This is a genomic window from Streptomyces sp. NPDC021562 (assembly GCF_040640875.1).
Lineage (GTDB): Bacteria > Actinomycetota > Actinomycetes > Streptomycetales > Streptomycetaceae > Streptomyces.
Genome location: NZ_JBFACN010000015.1, coordinates 197874 through 219175 on the forward strand (window position 1 = coordinate 197874; position 21302 = coordinate 219175).

The window sequence follows — 21302 nt, forward strand, 5'->3', positions numbered from 1 at the left end:
CCGGCACGTCAGCGGGCGCACCCACCCCCGTTTGTCACCACCGCCCCGTACTGTCGACCCATGGCAGTCCCCGCACCCGCACCCCCGCCGGCCTACGACCCGGCGTCAGCCGACCGCTGGGCCCCCGAACCCGACAAACGCCCCGGCCGCACCGCCTTCCAGCGCGACCGCGCCCGTGTCCTGCACTCCGCCGCCCTCAGAAGGCTCGCCGGCAAGACCCAGGTCGTCACCCCCGGCACCCCCGCCCAGGCCTGGGACGCCAGCCCCCGCACCCGCCTCACCCACTCCCTCGAATGCGCCCAGGTCGGCCGCGAACTGGGCGCGGCCCTCGGCTGCGACCCGGACCTGGTGGAGGCCGCCTGCCTGTCCCACGACCTCGGTCACCCCCCGTTCGGTCACAACGGCGAACAGGCGCTGAACGAGTTCGCCGACGACTGCGGCGGCTTCGAGGGCAACGCCCAGTCGCTGCGGCTGCTCACCCGCATCGAGCCCAAGCGGTTCACCCCCGAGGGCTCCGTCGGCCTCAACCTCACCCGCGCCGCCCTCGACGCCGCCACCAAGTACCCCTGGCCGCGCGGCGCGCACCCCACCGACCCGGCCTCCCCGAAGTTCGGTGTGTACGAGGACGACCGGCCGGTCTTCGACTGGGTCCGCAAGGAGGCCCCCGGCACCCGCACCTGCTTCGAGGCCCAGGTCATGGACTGGTCCGACGACGTCGCCTATTCGGTGCACGACGTCGAGGACGGCCTGCACGCCGGTCACATCGACCCCGACCGTCTGCGCGCCGAGTCCGAACGGCAGGAGGTGTTCGCCGTCGCCGTCGGCAGGTACGTGCCCGCCGGCACCGATCCCGCCGAACTCGCCGCCGCCCTCGACCGGCTCCGGGCCGAGGAGTGGTGGCCGCACGGCTACGACGGCAGCGCGGTCGCCCAGGCCCGCCTCAAGGACGCCACCAGCCAGCTGATCGGCCGGTTCTGCCTGGCCGCGGAGAGCGCCACCCGCGAGCGGTACGGCACCGGCCGGCTGACCCGTTACGGCGCCGAACTCGTCGTACCGCGCGAGGCCCGGCTGGAGTGCGCGGTCCTGAAGTCCATCGCCCACCGGTACGTCATGCAGCGCGCCGAGCAGGAGCGGATCCGCGCCGAGCAGCGGATCGTCGTGGCCGAACTCGCCGAGGCGCTCACCGCCCGCGCGCCGGAGGGCCTCGACCCGCAGTTCCGGGCGCTGTTCGCCACGGCCGGTGACGACCAGGCCCGCAAGCGTGTGATCGTCGATCAGATCGCCTCGCTCACCGACGCCTCCGCCCGGTGGTTGCATGCGAGGCTGACGGGGCGTATGTGAGACGTTGGTGACCCTGCGTGTCCCGATCCGTCCCTGAACGGGTCAAGATCGGGCCGCCGAAGGTCACTCCCCCTTCCCGCATCACGCTGCGTGCGGGAGGCTCACAGTGCGGCGCATGTGGGCGGCATATGTGGCGGCACCCTCACGAGGAGGCTTCAAGTGGTCGACGCGGACCAGACATTCATCATCGTCGGTGGTGGACTCGCCGGAGCGAAGGCGGCCGAGACCCTCCGGGCCGAGGGTTTCACCGGCCGGGTGATACTGATCTGCGACGAGCGCGACCACCCCTACGAGCGGCCGCCGCTCTCCAAGGGCTACCTGCTCGGCAAGGACGAACGCGACAGCGTGTTCGTCCACGAGCCCGCCTGGTACGCGCGCAACGACGTCGAACTGCACCTCGGCCAGACCGTGGACCGCGTCGACCGCGCCGCCAAGACCGTCCGCTTCGGCGACGACGGCACCCTCGTGCGCTACGACAAGCTGCTGCTCGCCACCGGCGCGGAGCCCCGCCGCCTGGACATCCCGGGCACCGACCTGGCCGGCGTCCACCACCTGCGCCGCCTCGCCCACGCCGAGCGCCTCAAGGGCGTCCTCGGCGCGCTCGGCCGGGACAACGGGCACCTCGTGATCGCGGGTGCCGGCTGGATCGGCCTGGAGGTCGCGGCGGCGGCCCGGACGTACGGCGCCGAGGTCACCGTCATCGAGCCCGGACCGACCCCGCTGCACGGCGTGCTCGGGCCCGAGCTGGGCAACGTCTTCGCCGAGCTGCACCGCGAGCACGGGGTCCGGTTCCGCTTCGGGGTGCGGCTCACCGAGATCGTCGGCCAGGACGGCATGGTCCTCGCCGCCCGCACCGACGACGGCGAGGAGCACCCGGCGCACGACGTCCTCGCGGCGATCGGCGCGGCCCCGCGGGTCGGCCTCGCCGAGGCGGCGGGACTGGAGATCGCCGACCGGGCGCACGGCGGGGGCGTCGTCGTCGACGCACGGCTGCGCACCTCCGACCCGGACATCTACGCGGCCGGCGACGTGGCCTCCTTCCCGCACGGGCTGTTCGACACGCGCCTGCGCGTGGAGCACTGGGCCAACGCCCTCAACGGCGGCCCGGCGGCGGCGCGGTCCATGCTCGGGCAGGACGTGCTCTACGACCGGGTGCCCTACTTCTTCACCGACCAGTACGACCTCGGCATGGAGTACAGCGGGTGGGCGCCGCCCGGCTCGTACGACCAGGTGGTCATCCGGGGGGACGCGGGGAAACGGGAGTTCATCGCGTTCTGGGTGCGTCAGGGGCGGGTGCTGGCCGGGATGAACGTGAACGTGTGGGATGTCACAGCGCCGATCCAGCGGCTGATCTCCTCGCGGGCCGCGGTGGACACCGAGGCCCTGGCGGACCCCCACGTGCCGTTGGAGTCGCTCGCCTAGGCAACCGGCTCCGCGTCCCCCGACGGGCGGCTCCGGCGCGCCGGAGCTGTCACAGCACCCCCGTAGAATTCACCCGTGGCAGGACGGATCAATGACGAGGATGTGAAGGCGGTACGGGACGCGGTCCCGATCGACGCCGTCGTGTCCGAGTACCTCCAGCTGCGCAACGCGGGCGGCGGGAACCTGAAGGGGCTGTGCCCGTTCCACGACGAGAAGTCGCCGTCCTTCCAGGTCAGCCCGAGCAAGGGACTCTTCCACTGCTTCGGCTGCCAGGAGGGCGGCGACACCATCACCTTCGTGATGAAGGTGGACCACCTCTCCTTCTCGGAGGCGGTCGAGCGGCTGGCCGGCCTGGCCGGGATCACCCTGCGCTACGAGGAGGGCGGGTACAACCCGTCCCACCAGCGCGGCGAGCGGATCCGGCTGGTCGAGGCGCACAAGATCGCCGCCGCCTGGTACGCGGAGCAGCTCGCCACCAGCCCCGAGGCCGAGACCGGTCGGGTCTTCCTCGCCGAGCGCGGTTTCGACCAGGCCGCCGCCGTGCACTTCGGCGTCGGCTACAGCCCCCAGGGCTGGGACCACCTCACCCGCTACCTGCGCGGCCAGGGCTTCACCGACAAGGAACTGCTGCTGTCCGGGTTGTCCCAGGAGGGGCGGCGCGGGCCCATCGACCGGTTCCGCGGCCGCCTCATGTGGCCGATCCGGGACATCGGCGGCGAGGTCGTCGGCTTCGGCGCCCGCAAGCTCTACGAGGCCGACAACGGGCCCAAGTACCTCAACACGCCCGACACCGCGATCTACAAGAAGTCCCAGGTCCTGTACGGCATCGACCTCGCCAAGCAGCACATCGCGAAGGCCAGCCGCGCGGTCGTGGTCGAGGGCTACACGGACGTCATGGCCTGCCACCTGGCCGGGGTGACGACGGCCATCGCCACCTGCGGCACCGCCTTCGGCGGCGAGCACATCAAGATCCTGCGCCGGCTGCTGATGGACAACGGCAGCGCCCGCGTGATCTTCACCTTCGACGGCGACGCGGCCGGCCAGAAGGCGGCCCTGCGCGCCTTCGAGGACGACCAGAAGTTCGCCGCCGAGACGTACATCGCGATCGCCCCCGACGGCATGGACCCCTGCGAGCTGCGGCTCGCCAAGGGCGACGAGGCGGTCGCCGACCTCGTCGAACCCCGCACCCCGCTCTTCGAGTTCGCGCTGCGCCAGGTGGTGAGCCGGTACGACCTGGACACCCCCGCGGGCCGTGCCGCGGCCCTCGACGAGGCCGCCCCGATCGTCGCCCGGATCAAGAACAGCGGCGCCCAGCACGAGGTCGCCGTCGAACTCGCCGGCATGCTCGGCATCCTCGACACCCAGTTCGTGGTGAAGCGGGTGGCGCAGCTGGCGCGCTGGGCCCGGGACAAGGGCGGCCGAGGAGGCTCGGCCCCGGCCCGCGGCCCGCAGCAGCCGTCGTACGACACCGCCGCGCGCCCCGCGGTCTCCGGTCCCGCCCTCAACCTCCGCAACCCCGTCTACGCCACCGAACGCGAGCTGCTGAAGCTCGCCCTGCAGCGCCCGGAGCTGGTCTCCCCGGCGTTCGACGCGTACGGCGTCGACGAGTTCACCGCCGCCCCCTACGCGGCCGTACGGCAGGCCATCATGGAGGCGGGCGGCGCCGAGAACGGCGTCCACGACCCCCAGGAGTATTTGGTCCGCGTCCGTGAGACCGCCCCCGACGACGCCGTCCGCGCCATGGTCACCGAACTCGCCGTCGAGGCGATCATGCGCCGCACGGTCGACGAGAACTACGCGGGCGAGCAGCTCGTGACCGTCCGCCGCCGGGCCGTCGACCGTCGTATCCACGAGATCCAGATCACCCTCACCCGCCTCGGCACCGGCGGTGACCCCGCACAACTCGCCGCTGTGCAGAACGAGTTGTGGGTCCTCCAGCAGTACGGGCAGGCACTGCGCGAACACGGCCCGGCCGCTCTCTGAGCCGAGGCGGCCCAGCGGGGGTGACCGCGGGGTCACGGACCGGACGCAAAAAGTCACCGCACGCCCCTCGTGGCGGCGATGTGTCGTACCCCACACTGGGGGGCGGTGCCTGAGTCCTCGGAGCGCGGCCGGCCCGTCCCGGACGGGTCCGACACCCCCGCCGTTCCACTCGTCGCGTACGGGACGGACAGCGGCGAGGCCGTCGTCTCCGCCCCCGAAGTACCGCTGCCGCACCCCCTGGCAGCGATCATCCTGGAGGTCGCCCCCGTGCAGACCCAGACCCTGACCCAGACGGACAGCGGCACGCGCCCGGACGAACCGGCAGCCGACGCCGACGCCCACCCGGGCGTACCGCCGCAGGGCCGCGCCGCACCGCACCCCGGGACGGAGCCGGAGCCGGAGGGCCCGGCCCCGGAGGAGCTCACCGCCGAAGCGGGCGAGGAGGAGCCCGACCCCGAGCAGTCCGCCGCCCAGGCGCGCGCCGCCGCCCGCGCCGACACCGGCGGCCCCTCCTCCGACCTGTTCCGCCAGTACCTGCGGGAGATCGGCCGGATCCCGCTGCTCACCGCCGCCGAGGAGGTCGAGCTCGCCCGCCGCGTCGAGGCCGGCCTGTTCGCCGAGGAGAAGCTCAGCGGCGCGTCCGACCTCGACAGCGAGCTGGCGCTGGACCTGGACCGGCTGGTCGTGATGGGCCGGATGGCCAAGCGCCGCCTCATCGAGGCGAACCTGCGGCTGGTCGTGTCGGTGGCCAAGCGGTACGTCGGCCGCGGCCTCACCATGCTGGACCTGGTCCAGGAGGGGAACCTCGGCCTGATCCGCGCCGTCGAGAAGTTCGACTACGCCCGCGGCTACAAGTTCTCGACGTACGCCACCTGGTGGATCCGGCAGGCGATGTCGCGTGCGCTGGCCGACCAGGCCCGCACGATCCGCGTCCCGGTGCACGTGGTGGAGCTCATCAACCGGGTGGTGCGCGTCCAGCGCCGGATGCTCCAGGAACGGGGGTACGAGCCGACACCCGAGGAGGTCGCCGCGCACCTGGAGCTGCCGCCCGAGCGGGTCGGGGAGGTGCTGCGGCTGGCGCAGGAGCCGGTGTCACTGCACGCGCCGGTGGGCGAGGAGGAGGACGTCGCCCTCGGGGACCTCATCGAGGACGGGGACGCGGCGAGCCCGGTGGAGTCGGCGGCGTTCCTGCTGCTGCGCGAGCACCTGGAGGCGGTGCTGTCGACGCTGGGGGAGCGGGAGCGGAAGGTCGTCCAGCTGCGGTACGGGCTGGCCGACGGGCGGCCGCGGACGCTGGAGGAGATCGGGCGGATCTTCGGGGTGACGCGGGAGCGGATCCGGCAGATCGAGTCGAAGACCTTGAACAAGCTGCGGGACCATGCTTTTGCGGATCAGTTGAGGGGTTATCTGGACTGATCGCCGGGTGCGGGTGGGTGGGGGTTGCTCGCGCAGTGCCTCCCCCAGCCTTCGGCTGGGGGAGGCACCCTGCGGGCGCCGGTGAGCGTCCCCACCCGTACCGCACCCGCGTCAGTCCACCTCGGCCACCGCCTGCGCGAACTGCGCCTTGTACAGGCGGGCGTACGCCCCGTCCGCCGCCAGCAGGTCGGTGTGGGCGCCCTGTTCGACGATCGACCCGTTCTCCATCACCAGGATGGTGTCCGCGTCCCGGATCGTCGACAGCCGGTGGGCGATCACGAACGACGTCCGCCCGTGCGCCAGTTTGGCCATCGCCTTCTGGATCAGCACCTCGGTGCGGGTGTCCACCGACGACGTCGCCTCGTCGAGGACGAGGATCGTCGGGTCGGACAGGAACGCCCGTGCGATGGTGATCAGCTGCTTCTCACCGGCGCTGACACCGGTGCCCTCGTCGTCGATCACGGTGTCGTAGCCGTCGGGGAGGGTGCGCACGAACCGGTCCGCGTGGGCCGCCCGCGCCGCCTCCTCGATCTCCCCGCGGGTGACCTCGCGCGCGGCGCCGTACGCGATGTTCTCCGCGATCGTGCCGCCGAACAGCCAGGTGTCCTGGAGCACCATGCCGATGCCGGCCCGGAGTTCGTCGCGGGACATGCGGGTGATGTCGACCCCGTCGAGGGTGATCCGGCCGCCGGAGACGTCGTAGAACCGCATCAGCAGGTTCACCAGCGTGGTCTTGCCCGCGCCGGTCGGGCCGACGATCGCGACCGTGTGCCCGGGTTCGACCGTCAGGGACAGGTCCTCGATGAGCGGCTTCTCGGGGTCGTAGCGGAAGGAGACGTGCTCCAGCGCCACCCGCCCGCGCAGCTCCGCGGGCCGCTCGCCCGGCACCGGGTCGGCCTCCTGCTCCTCCGCGTCCAGGAGTTCGAAGATCCGCTCGGCCGACGCGACCCCGGACTGCACCAGGTTGGCCATGGAGGCGACCTGGGTCAGCGGCATCGAGAACTGCCGGGAGTACTGGATGAACGCCTGGACGTCACCGATGGACAGCGCGCCCGACGCGACCCGCAGGCCGCCGACGACCGCCACCAGCACGTAGTTCAGGTTCGACACGAACATCATCAGCGGCTGCATCACACCGCTGTTGAACTGCGCCTTGAAACCGGCCTCGTACAGCGCCTCGTTCTGCTCGGCGAACTGCTGCGCGGACTCGTCCTGACGGCCGAAGACCTTCACCAGGGTGTGCCCGGTGTACATCTCCTCGACGTGCGCGTTCAGTTTGCCCGTGGAACGCCACTGCTGCACGAAGTGCGGCTGGGAGCGCTTGCCGATGCGGGTGGCGACCAGGAAGGACAGCGGCACGGTCGCCAGCGCGACCAGGGCCAGCAGCCAGGACACCCAGAACATCACCGCGAGCACGCCGACGATGGTGAGCACCGAGTTGATGAGCTGGCCCATCGACTGCTGGAGGGTCTGGCCGATGTTGTCGATGTCGTTGGTCGCCCGGGACAGCACCTCGCCGCGCTGGCGCTTGTCGAAGTACGACAGCGGCAGCCGGGACAGCTTCCCCTGGACGTCCTCGCGCAGCCGGTACATCGTGCGGTTGACGGACCGGTTGACGAGCCGGGTCGCCACCGCCATCAGCAGACCGGCGACGACGTAGGTGCAGAGCGCGAAGAGCAGGACGTCGCCGACCTGGCCGAAGTCGATGCCCTTGCCCGGCGTGAAGTCGGTGCTCTTCAGCATGTCGGCGACGGTGCCCTGGCCCCGTTCGCGCATGCCCGCCAGCACCTGGTCCTTGGTGGCCCCGGCCGGCATCTGCTTGCCGATGACCCCGGCGAACACCAGGTCGGTGGCCTTGCCGAGGATCTTGGGGCCGATCACGTTGAGGGTGACGCTCGCGACCACGCAGACCAGCAGCAGGTAGATCGTGAGCCGTTCGGGCCGGAACCGGGCGACCAGCCGTTTGCCCGAGTTCTTGAAGTCCATCGACCGCGAGTCGGGGCCGCCGCCGGCCATCATGCGTCCCATGGGCCCGGCCATCAGGCGGCCTCCGCTTCCGTCAGCTGGGAGAGCACGATCTCCCGGTAGGTCTCGTTGCCGGCCATGAGGTCGTGGTGGCGGCCGGTGCCGACGACGCGGCCCTCGTCGAGGACGACGATCCGGTCGGCGTCCCTGATGGTCGCCACCCGCTGGGCGACGATGACGACGGTCGCCTCGGCCGTCTCCCGGGCGAGCGCGGCGCGCAGGGCGGCGTCGGTCGCGTAGTCGAGGGCGGAGAAGGAGTCGTCGAAGAGGTAGATCTCCGGACGCTGCACGAGCGTCCGGGCGATGGCGAGGCGCTGCCGCTGGCCGCCGGAGACGTTCGTACCGCCCTGGGCGATGGGCGCGTTGAGGCCGCCCTCCAGCTTCTCGACGAAGCCCTTGGCCTGGGCGACCTCCAGCGCGTGCCAGAGTTCCTCGTCGGTGGCGTCCGGGTTGCCGTAGCGCAGGTTGGTCGCCACGGTCCCGGCGAACAGGTACGGCTTCTGCGGGACCAGGCCGACCGTCTTGGCGAGCAGCTTCGGGTCGAGTTCCGAGACGTTCTCCCCGTCCACGAGGACAGCGCCGTCCGTGGCGTCGAAGAGGCGGGAGACGAGACCGAGCAGGGTGGACTTGCCGCTGCCGGTGGAACCGATCACGGCGGTCACCTCGCCGGGCCTGGCCACCAGGTCGACGGCCTTGAGGACCGGCTCCTCGGCACCCGGATAGCAGAAGCCCGCGCCGCGGATCTCCAGATGGCCGTGCCGCCGCAGCTCGGTGACCGGGGCGAGCGGCGGGACGACGCTGGACTCGGTGTCCAGCACCTCCTCGATGCGCTCGGCGCAGACCTCCGCGCGCGGCACCATCATGAACATGAAGGTGGCCATCATCACGGACATCACGATCTGCATCAGGTAGGCGAGGAACGCGGTCAGGTCACCGATCGCCATCTGACCGCCGTCGATCCGGTGCGCGCCGAACCAGACCACCGCGATCGACGAGACGTTCACCGTCGTCATGACGATCGGGAACATCAGCGCGAGCATGTTGCCGGTGGCCAGCTGCATCTCGGTCAGGTCCTGGTTGGCCTTCCCGAACCGGCCCTGCTCGTACTCGTCGCGGACGAACGCGCGGATCACCCGGTTGCCGGTGATCTGCTCGCGCAGCACCCGGTTCACGGTGTCGAGCCGTACCTGCATGGCCCGGAACAGCGGCCGCAGCCGGCGCACGATCAGGGTCACCGAGACGCCGAGCACGGGGACGACCGCCACCAGTACCCCGGACAGCGGAACGTCCAGGCCGAGGGCGAGCACGATGCCGCCGACGCACATGATGGGCGCCGACACCATCAGCGTGAACGTCATCAGGACCAGCATCTGGACCTGCTGTACGTCGTTGGTCGTACGGGTGATGAGCGAGGGCGCCCCGAAGTGGCCCACCTCACGCGCGGAGAAGGACTGCACCCGGTCGAAGACGGCGGCCCGCACGTCCCGGCCGAGCGCCGACGCGGTCCTGGCGCCGTAGTAGACGGCACCGATGTTGCACACCACCTGGGCCAGCGAGATACCGATCATCAGCGCGCCGAAGGACAGGATGTAGTCCGTGTCGCCCTTCACGACGCCGTTGTCGATGATGTGCGCGTTGAGCGTGGGCAGGTAGAGAGTGGCGCAGGTCTGCAGGAACTGCAGCAGCACCAGGATGGAGATGGGTTTCCTGTAGGGCCTGAGATAGGTCCGCAGAAGTCGTATGAGCACGCTACGTCTCTCGGAGTCGGCGGTGGAGGCGGGATCGCGCCCGCCCGGACGGGCGGGATCGCTTGCCCTAGGCCCCTATCGTCCGACACTCCACCCGCGTTACCTCAACCGATTAATCCGGCGCCGCGACCGATCGACCCGACGGTGCCCCCGCCCTGCGCCCGGTCACGACCGGAACGCCCCGGGATGGGTCTGCTCGCGCACGGACACGTACTGCTGCCGCACCGCCTGTCCCACCGCCCGTTCGTCACCCGGCTCCAGCACCTGGGCGGTGGCGCCCTGCCACACCGGAGGGGTCCGCGGGTCCAGGGTGCCCTGCGACACCCCCAGCGCCCAGGCCGCCTGCCGCGCCGCCCCGATCGCCGCGTAGTCCGCCGGCTGCGGTACGACGACCTGCGCACCGAACAGCATCGGCGCCGCCGCCTGCACGGCCGGCAGCTCGGCGGCCGGCCCCAGCAGGAAGACCCGCCGCACCTCCACCCCGCGCCCGCGCAGCACGTCGAGCGCGTCGGCGAGCCCGCACAGCATCCCCTCGAAGGAGGCCCGCGCGAGATGCTCGGCCTTCATCGACTCCCGGCGCAGCCCGGCCAGCGTCCCCGCGGTGTGCGGCAGGTTCGGCGTCCGCTCGCCCTCCAGGTACGGCAGCATCACCAGCCCGTGCGCGCCGGGCGTCGACTTCATCGCCAGGTCGGAGAGGCTCTCCAGGTCGGGCAGCCCGAGCAGTTCGGCGGTCCCGCGCAGGGCCCGCACGGCGTTCAGGGTGGTCAGGACCGGCAGGTGCATGCCGGTGGCGTCGGCGAGCGACGTGATCATCCCGGAGGGGTCGGCGAGCGCCTCCGGGTGCACGGCCATGACCGACCCCGAGGCCCCCAGTGACACGACGGCGTCCCCGAGACCGAGCCCGAGACCGAACGCGGCGGCCATGGTCTCGCCGGTCCCCGCCGAGATCAGCAGCCCCTCCGGGGTCGTACCGGCCGCCTCGGACGGGCCGATCACCTCGGGCAGCATGGCCTGGTGCCCGAGGGCGAGTTCGACCAGGTCGGGCCGGTACCCGCCGGTGGCCGCCGACCAGTAACCGGTCCCGGAGGCGCCCCCGCGGTCGGTGGTCCTGCGGACCGGCCGTCCCAGCAACTGCCAGACCAGCCAGTCGTGCGCCTGGAGCAGTACGGCGGTGCGCCGGGCGTTCTCCGGCTCGGTCTTGGCCAGCCAGCGCAGCTTGGTCACCGGCTGGGCCGCCTGCGGCACGCAGCCCACGGCCTGCGCCCAGGCCTCCCGGCCGCCGAGCGCGTCGACGAGATCGGCCGCGGCGACCTGGGCGCGCTTGTCGCCGCCGACCATCGCGGGTCGGACGGTGTTGCCCTGGGCGTCGAGCGGGACCAGCGCGTTCTGCTGCGCGGACACGCCGATGGCCTGCACGCCCTCCAGGAGACCGCCGCCGGCCGCCTCCCCGAGGGACAGCAGCCAGGCCTGCGGGTCGACGTCACTGGGGCGCGCCGCGCCGTCCGGCGTGTCGACGGGGTGCGGTGCGTATCCCTGCCGGAGCACCGCACCGGTGTCCGTGTCGCAGACCACGATGCGAGTGAAATCGGGTGAGCTGTCCAACCCGGCGACTATCCCCATGCCCGAAATTCTGCCGCACGCGCCACTGTGGTTCGGCCGACGGGCGCCTTTAGGGTGGCGGCCTTCGGGTGGCGGGCGCCTTTCGGGCGGCGGCCGCGCGCCGTGGCCGCGCAGCGGTGGGGCCGCCCACCTCGCGAGGAGGGCGGCCCCACCGCAGAACGGGCCCTACGGGGTACTGGTGCCCCAGTCGTCCCCGCCGTCGCCGTGGCTGCGCTCGCGCAGCGAGCGGACGCGGGCGGACACCGACTCGGGCACCCGGTCGCCGACCTTCTCGCTCACCGTGTGCAGGGCCTTGCCTGCGTAGACGCGGCCCTGCTGGGCGGCGGTCTCGGCGGTGTTGCGGACGGCCGGGTTCTGGGCGACCTGACGGGCGGACTTCTTCAGCTGTTCGTAGCGCTCGCGTCCGGCACGCGTGCCGAGCACGTAACCCAGGGCGAGCCCGACGACGAACGTGAGCTTGTAGCGCATGACGGCGACCCTTCCGGTGTGGGGGAGTACCGATTGGCGGAGCACCCCCCTGCTTGCGCTAATGTATGTGTCGCAGCGAGCGCCCGCCCCCTGGCGACTACCCAGGGAGTCACGTTCGATGCAACGAGGCATTCCTCCGTAGCTCAATTGGCAGAGCAGCCGGCTGTTAACCGGCAGGTTACTGGTTCGAGTCCAGTCGGGGGAGCTCGGTCCTCCGTAGCTCAATTGGCAGAGCAGCCGGCTGTTAACCGGCAGGTTACTGGTTCGAGTCCAGTCGGGGGAGCATGCTGAACGAGGACCCCTGGTGGGGTCCTTTTTCATGTTCCCGGGAACCGCCGGGCCTGCGCCGATGTCCTCAAGGTCATGAACGTCGCAGTTCGCCGACCAGCCGAAGCAGGAGATCGTATGAGCGGCTATGCTGCGGCAGACGGCGCGCACACTTGTACGCGACACGCCGCTATGGGGCGGTAGCTCAGCCGGTTAGAGCAGCGGACTCATAATCCGTCGGCCGTGGGTTCGAGTCCCACCCGCCCCACCAGCGCAGGCCTTTGACCTGCGGAAACGCTCATTTTTGGATGTCGGATCGTCAACTTCGCCTGAATGGACTGAATCCGCTGCTCGTGAGTTAGGCCTCGTTGCCGGTGTCGAGGGTGCGAATCCCCCTGACCTGCACGGATGCTCCAGTTCGTAGCGGTTGAACTGGCGGACTGTGGCTCCTGTGGCACTGGATTCTGGACGCTCGCTGGACGCGGGGAAACCGGAATGTGCCGCTCCGGCGCCGAGTAGGCCACTCTGTCCGGGGGCGTAGCGGGGTAGGAGCGGCGTGGTGGCGGCGGGGGTCGCCTCGATCGTGCCGTTGCCGACGTAGCCGGTCGGCGTGGGGGAGAAACGGGGGCCGTACTGAAAGCGGCCTCCGATCGCGCCAGGGAGTCGCCCCCGCTGCCTCATGGTTTCGGCGGGCATGTGAGCCGAGGGTTACTGACGTACCCCGTTCGCTGCTCGGACCACGGGCTGCCAGCAGCTGGGTGGCGAGTGGCGGACGACTTACCTACTCCTACGACGATGCCGGACGGCAGGCGGGCATCACCGACCCCCTAGGCCGTAAGCAGTCTTTCGGGTACGCCGAGGACGGCAACCCCACCACGGTCACCGACACCCGAGGCATCACCGCCACCACAACCTTCGACGCGCGGAACCTGCCGTCGGCGACGATCTACAGCGACTCCACCCCGGCTCTCGGCTACACCTACGACACTGCCGGACAGCGCAAGACCGTCACCGACGGGACCGGCACGCGGACCTACGGCTACGACTCCGACGGCCGGCTGACATCGGTGACCCCGTCGGCGGCCAAGGTCACCTTCGCCTACACCTACGACGACGGACGCATCACGTCCCGCGCCCAGGACTACATTGCCGGTGCCGCGCTCGACTGGTCGGGTGCGGTCCAGACGGCCTCCGCGGACCTGAACGGCGACGGCGTCACCGATGTGATCCGCACCGACGCCAAGAACGGCATCCGCACCTACCTCGGCCGCCCGGACGGCACCTTCACCGTCGGCGCCACCCTGACCGGCACCGGTACCGGCTTCACCCAGATCCTGCCGATCGACTTCACCGGCGACGGCAAGACCGACCTGCTGGCGATCGACAAGTCCACCGGTCACCTCTACCGCTCCAACGGCAACGGATCCGGCGGCCTGGCCGCACCCGCCGACCTCGGCACCGGCTGGGGCGTGATGACCCTGACCGCCGGGGACTTCAACGGTGACGGCAAACAAGACTTTCTCGCCGTCAGCTCCTCCGCCAACGAGATGTACTTCTACCCCGGCAAGGGTGACGGCACCTTCGGGACCCGCACGGACGTCGGCGCGGGCTGGGCGGCCTACCGGCTGGTCTCGCTCGACTACAACGGCGACGGCAAGCTCGACGTCCTGGCCGTCAACCCCAGTGACGGGCATCTGTACTTCTACCCTGGCAAGGGCGACGGCACCTTCGGTACCCGTACCGACCTCGGCGCCGGCTGGGGCAGCATGTACCTCACCCCCGGCGACTTCAACGGCGACGGCAAAACCGACTTCCTCGCACGCGACACCGCCAACAACAAACTCCGCTTCTACCCCGCCAACGGCACCGGCGGCTTCGGCACCTACATCCTCCAGGCCGACGATTGGACCCCCTACGGTCAGCCGCTCACCGGCACCTACGACGCCGGCACCACTCGCGACATCGTCGCCGTGGACACCTCGGACCACCTGCGCCTGTGGCGTGGCGACGGTGCCGGACACCTCACCGGCGCGGCCGTCGCCACCGCCCCGGCCTCGGGGCAGAAGACGACGTACGGCTACGACGATTCCCGCGCCACCTCTCAGAACGGCCCGGCAGGCAAACTCGCCTACGGCTACGACCAGGCGGGCGACCTCACCTCTACCACCCTTCCCGCCGCCAACGGGTACACGGAGAAGCGGTCCTACGACAACGCCGGGCGCCTGACCTCCATCGGCAGCGTCAAGGGCAGCAGCACCCTGGCCAACTGGCAGCTCACCCTCGACGACGCCGGCCAGCCCCCCCCGCGTGGACGTCAAGGGCCAGCTGGAGCGCAGCGAGCTCGACACCCTCGCCGCCTACGTCAAGGCGCTCGGCGGCAAGTTGAAGATCGTCGCTGACTTCGGTGATGAGAGCTACGTCCTCGGCTGATCCGATCGAAACGCCGGGCCCCAGGCCTGCCCGCAGCCCGGTGGGCAAACTCGCTTCTTGAAGTCAGGGATGATGCTCCACCCCGGCGTGAGGGGTGGAGCATCAGCTCGTCGGTAGGCCATTCCGTTGCGCGTGGGTTCGAGACCCACTTGCGAGCAGTGGCGATTGTCTCCGTACTGAAGTAGTCGCCGAAGCGTTACCAGTACCGGCTGCCCACCACGTAGGCGATGTCCGCGAGGACGGCCAGGACCAGCGCCGGGATCGCCAAACCTTTCGCGATCGACGTCAGTGCTTGCGTGATACCCGCCGCCTGCGTCGTGTAGCGCTCCCGCCGCCTCCTCAGGTCGTGCCGGGCGAGCGCGCCGACGACCAGGGCCAGCGCACCGGTGATCAGACACACGGTGAGCGACGCGAGTACTCCGTGGTGGTGGATGTTGTCCTCGATGTTTCCGTGCACCCCTCGTTTGCTTCGCTCGTATACGGCTGACACCGCCGCTTGGATGGCCACGATGGCCGTGATGGCCGCGGTGCCAGCGAGGACGAGGGCGGTGCCAGCGGGGGCGAGGGCGCGGGCGAGGCGGGATGTGCGCGGTTCCTTCCGTCCGGGTACGGATCCTGGGGGCGGAGTCGATGGTGGCTCGGGGATGGACGGCGGCGGAGTCGGGGGCTGGATGATCGTCGTGTCCGTCCTGGGACCGGGCGGCCGGGGCTCGGGCTCCTGATCCGTGGGTCCGGCTAGGGGCGCGGGCTCGATCCGCGGGTCCACCACCGCCTCGACGTGGATCAACGCCTCGTCGGCCACACCCTTGAGCACGATGTCGCCCGACAGGTGCCCTTCGGCGGCCGTGTCGACGTGGACCTCGAGACCGCTCGGCGTCGGATCGACCTGCAGCCATGACTGTGTGGGCTGGGCCACGCAGTGACGCGCCAGCGGTGGGCCCTGCATGGTCACGGACTTTTTCCGAGCAGGCGCTCCATTCGGCAACAGGCCAAAGTCCAGGTGGTCCGGTGACGGTGCCAGGTGGATCTCGCTCAAAGCGTCCGACGCCAGATCGGCAACTTCCGGGATGTCGTTGTGCGCGACCTCTTCCAGGTGCTGACGTGCCCCTTCCGCAATGGGCAGCTCCGGATTCTGCAGTCGCTTCTTCAGCCACAGCAACACGGTGTTCTGTCGTTTGATGACCTCGCTGCTGTTCATGGCCTCCTGCAGGGCGGGCGGCGAGGGAACGGCAACGATCTTGAGTCGGCCACGCCGACTGTGCGCCAGCCACGGATCCCCCCGCATCTCCACCGTGCGTTTCGGTGTCTGGTTCGGATTCTCCTCCCGCACGCGCTCGTACACGAAGTCGTACAGCTCCATGAGGCGGACCTCGCCGTCCCCGTCGCGATCGGCCTCGCCGCTCTTGAGGCCCTCCACCACCGCGTGCGTGAAGACCGACGGCCGCGGAGCGGAGTTCTCGGCGAGTTCCGGGCCCTCGAAGGCGTATTCCATGGAGTCGGATGCCGTGATGACGGCCCAGCCCTGCCCCCCGGGCTCCTTCTCCGTCTGGAACGACTCGAGGACGTTCACGTCTCCGCTGGCCCGCGCAGACGCGCCTCGGGAGAAGGCGCCGCCGTAGCAGCAGTCGAGGAACAGGACGGTCCGGCCGGCCATCGTCCGGGACATGCACCCGCGGACGAACTGGGACGAGATCGCCGTGGCGTCCAGCAGCTGCGGCTCGGTGTCGCCGGCGGCGAAGTACAACTCGCCGGACTCGCTCTTGAGGCCGTGGCAGGAGAAGTGCAGCAGGAGGGTGTCGTCGCGGCGGCGGTCCTTGAAGAAGCGCTGGATGCTCCTGCGCATCTCGTCGGCCCGCGCATTGTGAACGACCTGGACCTTGAACTCGCCGATCTGTGGATCCTCCAGCACCCCGGCAAGGGCCGCGGCGTCCTGCGCGGGCGCCCTGAGCTTCTTCAGCCCTTGGTCGACATAACGGTCGTTTGCGATGATCAGTGCGTGCCGGGACTCCGTCATGACCGGGCTCCCGGCGTCGCATGCTGCTGCACAAAGACTCTGAACGCCTCCGCGATCTGCTCGTCGGTCGCCTTGGACACCTCGATGGCGTCGCCGTCCATCTCCAGACGCAACGACGGACGTGAGTCATGAAATCGGTCCAGCCACGACCGAACCGCGTTCACCACCTGGCTCAGGGCGGTCGCCGAGCCGCCCAGAGCCACCAAAAGGGAGCCGATCTGAGTGACGTCCACGGCCCGCGTTCCAGGCGGGGCCTCCACGCCGGGGAGCGCCGTGACGTCGTCCACGTCGAGATCGAGTAGTTCCTCGCGCAGGTAACTGGTCAGTTCTGCCACGCGTTCAGGTTCCGCTTCCTCCTCGGAGAGGAGGATCAGCAATTGTTTCTCCACCGGGTCAGCCCCTTTGTTCGTGCTGTTCGGGGCGGCGCAGAGTCGGACCATCGGTGGGCTCCACGTCATCGTTTACAGTCTCTGCCGCTGATGGCGCGACGGCAAATCGCCGATGACAGAATGCATTTCGCGATTCAACCGTAACGTTCATCGTTCAACCGCCGCGCTCGCGACGGGTGTTGGCTACTGCACCGGGAAAGTCACCAGGTGCTCCCCTTCCATGGTGCACACCTCGTAGCAGGCGATATGTACGGGTGCATGGAGGAGGCGCTCCGTCTCGTCCAGCGGGTCACGACGAGCACGACCCCGACGCGCCTCCACGTCAGGGAGGCGGGCATGAGCTCGGGATGCCTGTAAGTCCGAAGGGGCCGGGTGCATGAAGCGAGGGTCTCGTTGGTCCGTTTGTGACGACAGACCTCGACACCCTCGCGACTGCACTGTACGTGAAGATCGATGACTCTCTGGTCGGCTCGCGCCGATGGGGCGCCCGCCGAGCCTGACCGACGCCGAGTTGTTGACGCTGGCGGTGATGCAGGACCTGCTCGGCTTCGTCTCCGAACCCCGGGCGGGCTCATGGGGGTGCCCTGGCATCCGGCGCACTTCCCTTGGGTGGCCTGTTTGTGGTCGATGGGCCCGCCAGTGTTGGTGATGTATCCTGGGTGCATACATCGTGGATGTTGGAGGTGTCCGATGTCCGTTACACAGATTGATCTCGACGACGAGGCACTCGCCGAGGCCATGCGGCTCATGGGTGTCACGACGAAGAAGGAGACCGTCAACGCGGCCCTTCGGGACTATGTGGCGCGGATCAAGCGGCTCGAGGCTGCGGAGAAGCTGGCCGCGCGGGGTGCGCGTGGTGAGTTCGAGCAGGCTGCGGCGGCGCATGACGCGGAGAAGCGTGCGCGGCGCGAGGCCTTCGAGTGATCACGTACCTGGTGGACACCTCGGCTCTGTGGCACCTGTTTCGCACCCCAGGTGCGTTGCGTTCCTGGGAGGGACACATTGCCGCCGGGGTGTTCCACCTCTGCGAGCCGACACGGGCCGAATTTCTCTACTCGGCGACCAGCCCGTCCCATCGGGATGAGCTCGCAGAGGAACTGGACGCGCTCTGCTCGCTCTCTCCGGTTCCGAAGAACGCCTGGTGTTGGGTCGACACCGCCCAGTACAAACTGACCCAGCGGGGCCAGCACCGCACGGCTGGAGCGATCGACCTGTTGGTGTGTGCGACAGCTGTCCACCATGGGCACACTGTCCTCCACGTGGACAGTGACTTCGCGACGGTGGCCGAAGTGCTCAAGGAAGTTCAGCAGCGAGACGTGCGCGCCTGATCTCAGAGGGAGAGCGCACCCGGCTCGCCCGCAGGTCTGTCACTCGTCGGCCGGCGCCGGTTGCCGCGCCTCACCAGTTCCGCGGCCCGCGGGTGTGGAGTTGGGTGGTGGGGCGGCTGCCTTGAGGTCGATGACGAAACCCAGGGGCCGTACAGGGGCCGGGCGGTGCAGCGCGAAGGCTTCACCGTGAGGCCGTGTGACGAGATTGTTCAGGCGGCCCTTCGTGACCCGACCGCCTCGCTCCCGAGTTCCGCGTCTGACCTGGTAAAACGGCCAAGACGAGCATGGATCGACAAGGGTCGCCAAGATCCTCAAAGGACTCATAATCCGTCGGCCGTGGGTTCGAGTCCCACCCGCCCCACCACTCGCTGCACGAGCAGAAGCGTCCGCTGCTCGCGAGTTCAAGTCCCCGGCCGCCAGTGTGCGTTCGTCGAGGACACAGCCACCCTCGGCATCGACATGGCAATCACCGCCCGCACTCTTGTCCGCCAAAATGGAGAACAGGTCCACGGATGCGAGGCTTTACTCGGCACCCCCGTCGGGATGGTTGCGGAAGGTCAGGCCCAGGCCCGTTCCCGCGGACTCGGAACCGGTGCGGAACCGCTGAGGGCCGGAGGAGGTGACGACGGCCAACAGGTCGGGTGGGAACCCGGGCCGTGGTCGCGGACCCGGACGACCGGTCCGGCGCCATCCTCGTCTGTCTCAGCGTCCGTCTCGACGTCCACCTCGACCGTGACCGGCGGCGCGCCGTGCCGCACGGCGTTGTGGACCAGGTTGGTGAGGATCCGCTCCACGCGCCGCGGATCGGTCTCCGCGACCGCGTCCGCGACGATCCGCACCTCTACGCGGCCGTCCGCGGGGCTGTGCGGTGCGTTGTTCGCGTGGCCGGTTTCCGGCCTGTCCATCCGTCCATCCGCTGGGCCGTACGGCGGGTCGTTCTCGTGGCCCGCTCCCAGGCCGTCCGCCTCCCGCCCATCCGGCCCAAAACCCGACCCTCCGGCCCGTCGAGGACATCTTCGACCAGCGCGCGCAACTTGTGCACCCCGCCCGCGACCAGCATGGACGCCGGCCCGGGCGGCGGCAGGCCGGCCGTCGTCCCGCGTGCCTGTGGGCCGGTCCTTGTTCTTGTTCGGGAGAAAGCTCAGCATCCAGTACGCCGTCGGCAGTCAGGGTGCGGGCTTCTTCGAGCGCGCGCAGATGACGTGATGGCGTGCTTTGCAAGCCTCAGTAGTGGTAGCGGGCCTTGAGGATCTTGACTTCCTTCTCGTCCACCCGGTACACGAGCCGGTGTTCATCGTCGATCCGGCGTGACCAGTAGCCCGACAGGTCCCCCTTCAGGGGTTCCGGCTTCCCGATGCCGGTGAAGGGGGTGCGCTGGATCTCGCCGATCAGCCGGGTGATCCTGCGGGCCATGGCGCGGTCCGAGCCGAGCCAGAACAGGAAGTCTTCCCATGCGGCCGGGTCGAAGCGGACGCTCCTCACCCGTCACCCGCCAGCTCTTCCAGTTCTGCCACCGTCCTGGTGACCACGGCCTCGCCGGCCCTGTCCCGTGCGACGGCTTCCATGAGACTGCGCGCGTTGGCAGGAGAACGCAGCAGGTAGACGGTCTCCTGCCAGGAGTCGTAGTCCTCGGCGGACATCAGAACCGCGTCGCCGCTCTTGGAGCTGATACGCACGGGGGTGTGGTCGTCGTTGACGCGCTTGATGAGGGGGAAGAGGTCCTTGCGGGCCTCGCTGGCGCTTATGGTCATCTGGCGGCGCCCCTTTCTGATGGTACGAGAAAACGGTACCGCACTGGTACGTCATTCTGGTACGAGTGGTGGAGCCGCGTACCTCGCCACCACCGTCGGCCAGGTGGAACTGAACGCGGTACGGGCGCCCCGGCGATCCGGGTCACCGGCAGGTCCAGTGCCGTCATCGTGAGCCGCGCCCGTGTCATTCACGTCAAGGACAGCCCGGCTGCGCATCGACGGTCGACGCGACCGCGATATCGGTCGCCGCCCCGAGTCTGTGCATCGGCGTCGACGACCGCAGCGCCGGCAGCACCGAGGTCATAGTGGACGAGGAGGGCTACTCCATCGCCCCGTGAACCCGGGCGGTCGGCCAACGCGGCATCAGCAGCCGGCGCCGCAACGGAAGCGGGGAGCGCCGGTGGCTGGTCCAGGAGGGCCCGGGGGCGCCCTAGGGGAGGGCGATTCTGGCGGCCAGAAGGTGCTGGATCAGGCGTAGGGCCCGCTCGGTGTCCCACAGGCGGGGGGAGGCCAGGGGGCCGCTTTCGGCGCGCAGTTCGTCCGGGGGGAGATCGGCCGCGGTGGGCAGGGCGCGCAGGACGTCGTGCAGGAACGCGCCGAAGTGCTCGCCGACCGGTTCGGCGGTCGCCCGGCTCAGTTGGTCCAGCGCCGCCTCCACCGCGGTCAGCCGGGTGAGTACGGCGGCGTCGTCGACCGGCTCGCCGGCCGGGGGAGCGAAGTCCAGGCACCGCACGATCTGCTCGGCCACCGCCCCGTCGGCCGGCGCGGCCCGCCACTCGTGGGCGTCCATGGCGTCGAAGGCGCGCTCCACGATCTCGGCGACCGCACGGGCCACCGGCCGGGGGTGCAGCGCGAGCGGGCGGCCCGGCCAGTCACCCGCGTACTCGGCGACCGAGGGGTCGCCCTCGATGTCGCTGTCCACCATGATGTAGTCGATGTCGATCCGCTCGTGCGTCTCGGAGTGCTCCCACAACAACTCCACCGGGTGGTAGGCGTGGTCGTCCAGAAACGCCCACCACGCCTGTCGAGCGACCGGGGAATCGAGCAGCGGCAGCAAGATCCGGCACGCGTGGCACACCGCATCGGCCGGTTCGGGCACG

General features: G+C 70.0%; 15 protein-coding genes, 3 tRNA genes and 4 pseudogenes. 12 read left to right on the plus strand and 10 right to left on the minus strand.

The window, feature by feature from the left end; all coding sequences use genetic code 11:
* Positions 1-60: 60 nt before the first annotated feature.
* From AB0G52_RS24385 to AB0G52_RS24400, 4 genes are all read left to right on the plus strand, one after another.
* On the plus strand, positions 61-1341 hold the full coding sequence (locus AB0G52_RS24385) for a deoxyguanosinetriphosphate triphosphohydrolase (RefSeq protein WP_132886653.1): 1281 nt from the start codon (positions 61-63) through the stop codon (positions 1339-1341).
* 159 nt (positions 1342-1500) lie between these two features.
* Positions 1501-2763, plus strand: a complete 1263-nt coding sequence (locus AB0G52_RS24390) for an FAD-dependent oxidoreductase (protein WP_132886652.1) — start codon at positions 1501-1503, stop codon at positions 2761-2763.
* 75 nt (positions 2764-2838) lie between these two features.
* On the plus strand, positions 2839-4746 hold the full coding sequence (gene dnaG / locus AB0G52_RS24395) for a DNA primase (RefSeq protein WP_132886651.1): 1908 nt from the start codon (positions 2839-2841) through the stop codon (positions 4744-4746).
* Positions 4747-4851: 105 nt separating this feature from the next.
* Entirely contained in the window at positions 4852-6162 is a 1311-nt protein-coding gene (locus tag AB0G52_RS24400) for an RNA polymerase sigma factor (protein ID WP_132886650.1), read from the plus strand.
* Positions 6163-6273: 111 nt separating this feature from the next.
* Here AB0G52_RS24400 and AB0G52_RS24405 read toward each other — a convergent pair whose 3' ends face one another.
* The 4 genes from AB0G52_RS24405 to AB0G52_RS24420 form a co-directional block, all read right to left on the minus strand.
* Positions 6274-8202 (minus strand): ABC transporter ATP-binding protein, encoded by a 1929-nt coding sequence (locus AB0G52_RS24405; protein WP_132886649.1) that lies wholly within the window; start codon positions 8200-8202, stop codon positions 6274-6276.
* The gene (locus AB0G52_RS24410; RefSeq protein WP_361338577.1) at positions 8202-9935 is read right to left on the minus strand and encodes an ABC transporter ATP-binding protein; all 1734 of its coding nucleotides are present in this window, start codon (positions 9933-9935) and stop codon (positions 8202-8204) included. Before AB0G52_RS24410 ends, AB0G52_RS24405 begins: the two co-directional genes overlap by 1 nt.
* A 165-nt stretch (positions 9936-10100) precedes the next feature.
* Positions 10101-11555: an FGGY family carbohydrate kinase gene (locus AB0G52_RS24415; RefSeq protein ID WP_361338580.1), complete on the minus strand. Its 1455-nt coding sequence runs from the start codon at positions 11553-11555 to the stop codon at positions 10101-10103.
* A 165-nt stretch (positions 11556-11720) separates the two neighbouring features.
* Complete coding sequence (locus AB0G52_RS24420) at positions 11721-12023, minus strand: YtxH domain-containing protein (RefSeq protein WP_132886646.1); 303 nt, start codon at positions 12021-12023, stop codon at positions 11721-11723.
* Between the two features lie 132 nt (positions 12024-12155).
* Between AB0G52_RS24420 and AB0G52_RS24425 the strand changes: the two genes are divergently transcribed.
* The 5 genes and pseudogenes from AB0G52_RS24425 to AB0G52_RS24445 form a co-directional block, all read left to right on the plus strand.
* Positions 12156-12228, plus strand: a tRNA-Asn gene (locus AB0G52_RS24425).
* 5 nt (positions 12229-12233) lie between these two features.
* Positions 12234-12306, plus strand: a tRNA-Asn gene (locus AB0G52_RS24430).
* Between the two features lie 178 nt (positions 12307-12484).
* Positions 12485-12561: transfer RNA gene (locus tag AB0G52_RS24435), tRNA-Ile, on the plus strand.
* Between the two features lie 487 nt (positions 12562-13048).
* Positions 13049-14095: pseudogene (locus AB0G52_RS24440) on the plus strand (FG-GAP-like repeat-containing protein); the annotation flags it as partial.
* 511 nt (positions 14096-14606) lie between these two features.
* Positions 14607-14720: pseudogene (locus AB0G52_RS24445) on the plus strand (transcriptional regulator); the annotation flags it as partial.
* 196 nt (positions 14721-14916) lie between these two features.
* Here AB0G52_RS24445 and AB0G52_RS24450 read toward each other — a convergent pair.
* Together AB0G52_RS24450 and AB0G52_RS24455 are read right to left on the minus strand one after the other, a co-directional pair.
* A complete protein-coding gene (locus AB0G52_RS24450; protein ID WP_361338584.1) occupies positions 14917-16734 on the minus strand; it encodes a caspase family protein in 1818 nt (605 codons plus the stop codon).
* On the minus strand, positions 16731-17123 hold the full coding sequence (locus tag AB0G52_RS24455; RefSeq protein ID WP_207921615.1) for a hypothetical protein: 393 nt from the start codon (positions 17121-17123) through the stop codon (positions 16731-16733). Before AB0G52_RS24455 ends, AB0G52_RS24450 begins: the two co-directional genes overlap by 4 nt.
* 404 nt (positions 17124-17527) lie before the next feature.
* Between AB0G52_RS24455 and AB0G52_RS24460 the strand changes: the two are divergent.
* The 3 genes and pseudogenes from AB0G52_RS24460 to AB0G52_RS24470 form a co-directional block, all read left to right on the plus strand.
* Positions 17528-17682: pseudogene (locus AB0G52_RS24460) on the plus strand (IS982 family transposase); the annotation flags it as partial.
* A gap of 131 nt (positions 17683-17813) precedes the next feature.
* Positions 17814-18047: a type II toxin-antitoxin system VapB family antitoxin gene (locus AB0G52_RS24465; RefSeq protein WP_053672219.1), complete on the plus strand. Its 234-nt coding sequence runs from the start codon at positions 17814-17816 to the stop codon at positions 18045-18047.
* Entirely contained in the window at positions 18044-18451 is a 408-nt protein-coding gene (locus tag AB0G52_RS24470) for a PIN domain nuclease (RefSeq protein WP_361338588.1), read from the plus strand. Before AB0G52_RS24465 ends, AB0G52_RS24470 begins: the two co-directional genes overlap by 4 nt.
* Before the next feature lie 522 nt (positions 18452-18973).
* Here the strand turns inward: AB0G52_RS24470 and AB0G52_RS24475 are convergent.
* From AB0G52_RS24475 to AB0G52_RS24490, 4 genes and pseudogenes are all read right to left on the minus strand, one after another.
* Positions 18974-19287, minus strand: a pseudogene (locus AB0G52_RS24475) (ATP-binding protein); the annotation flags it as partial.
* Between the two features lie 388 nt (positions 19288-19675).
* Positions 19676-19933: a Txe/YoeB family addiction module toxin gene (locus AB0G52_RS24480; protein WP_361338591.1), complete on the minus strand. Its 258-nt coding sequence runs from the start codon at positions 19931-19933 to the stop codon at positions 19676-19678.
* A complete protein-coding gene (locus AB0G52_RS24485) occupies positions 19930-20202 on the minus strand; it encodes a type II toxin-antitoxin system Phd/YefM family antitoxin (protein ID WP_361338594.1) in 273 nt (90 codons plus the stop codon). The genes AB0G52_RS24480 and AB0G52_RS24485 overlap by 4 nt, the downstream gene beginning before the upstream one ends.
* 430 nt (positions 20203-20632) lie before the next feature.
* Complete coding sequence (locus tag AB0G52_RS24490) at positions 20633-21301, minus strand: hypothetical protein (RefSeq protein WP_361338597.1); 669 nt, start codon at positions 21299-21301, stop codon at positions 20633-20635.
* Position 21302: the final 1 nt, after the last annotated feature.

Excerpts from the sequence above, each read along its gene's own strand:
- AB0G52_RS24385 (WP_132886653.1), top strand. The coding sequence starts at position 61 with ATGGCAGTCCCCGCACCCGCACCCCCGCCGGCCTACGACCCGGCGTCA.
- AB0G52_RS24405 (WP_132886649.1), bottom strand. The coding sequence starts at position 8,202 with ATGGCCGGGCCCATGGGACGCATGATGGCCGGCGGCGGCCCCGACTCG.
- AB0G52_RS24415 (WP_361338580.1), bottom strand. The coding sequence starts at position 11,555 with ATGGGGATAGTCGCCGGGTTGGACAGCTCACCCGATTTCACTCGCATC.
- AB0G52_RS24420 (WP_132886646.1), bottom strand. The coding sequence starts at position 12,023 with ATGCGCTACAAGCTCACGTTCGTCGTCGGGCTCGCCCTGGGTTACGTG.
- AB0G52_RS24450 (WP_361338584.1), bottom strand. The coding sequence starts at position 16,734 with ATGACGGAGTCCCGGCACGCACTGATCATCGCAAACGACCGTTATGTC.
- AB0G52_RS24465 (WP_053672219.1), top strand. The coding sequence starts at position 17,814 with ATGTCCGTTACACAGATTGATCTCGACGACGAGGCACTCGCCGAGGCC.
- AB0G52_RS24485 (WP_361338594.1), bottom strand. The coding sequence starts at position 20,202 with ATGACCATAAGCGCCAGCGAGGCCCGCAAGGACCTCTTCCCCCTCATC.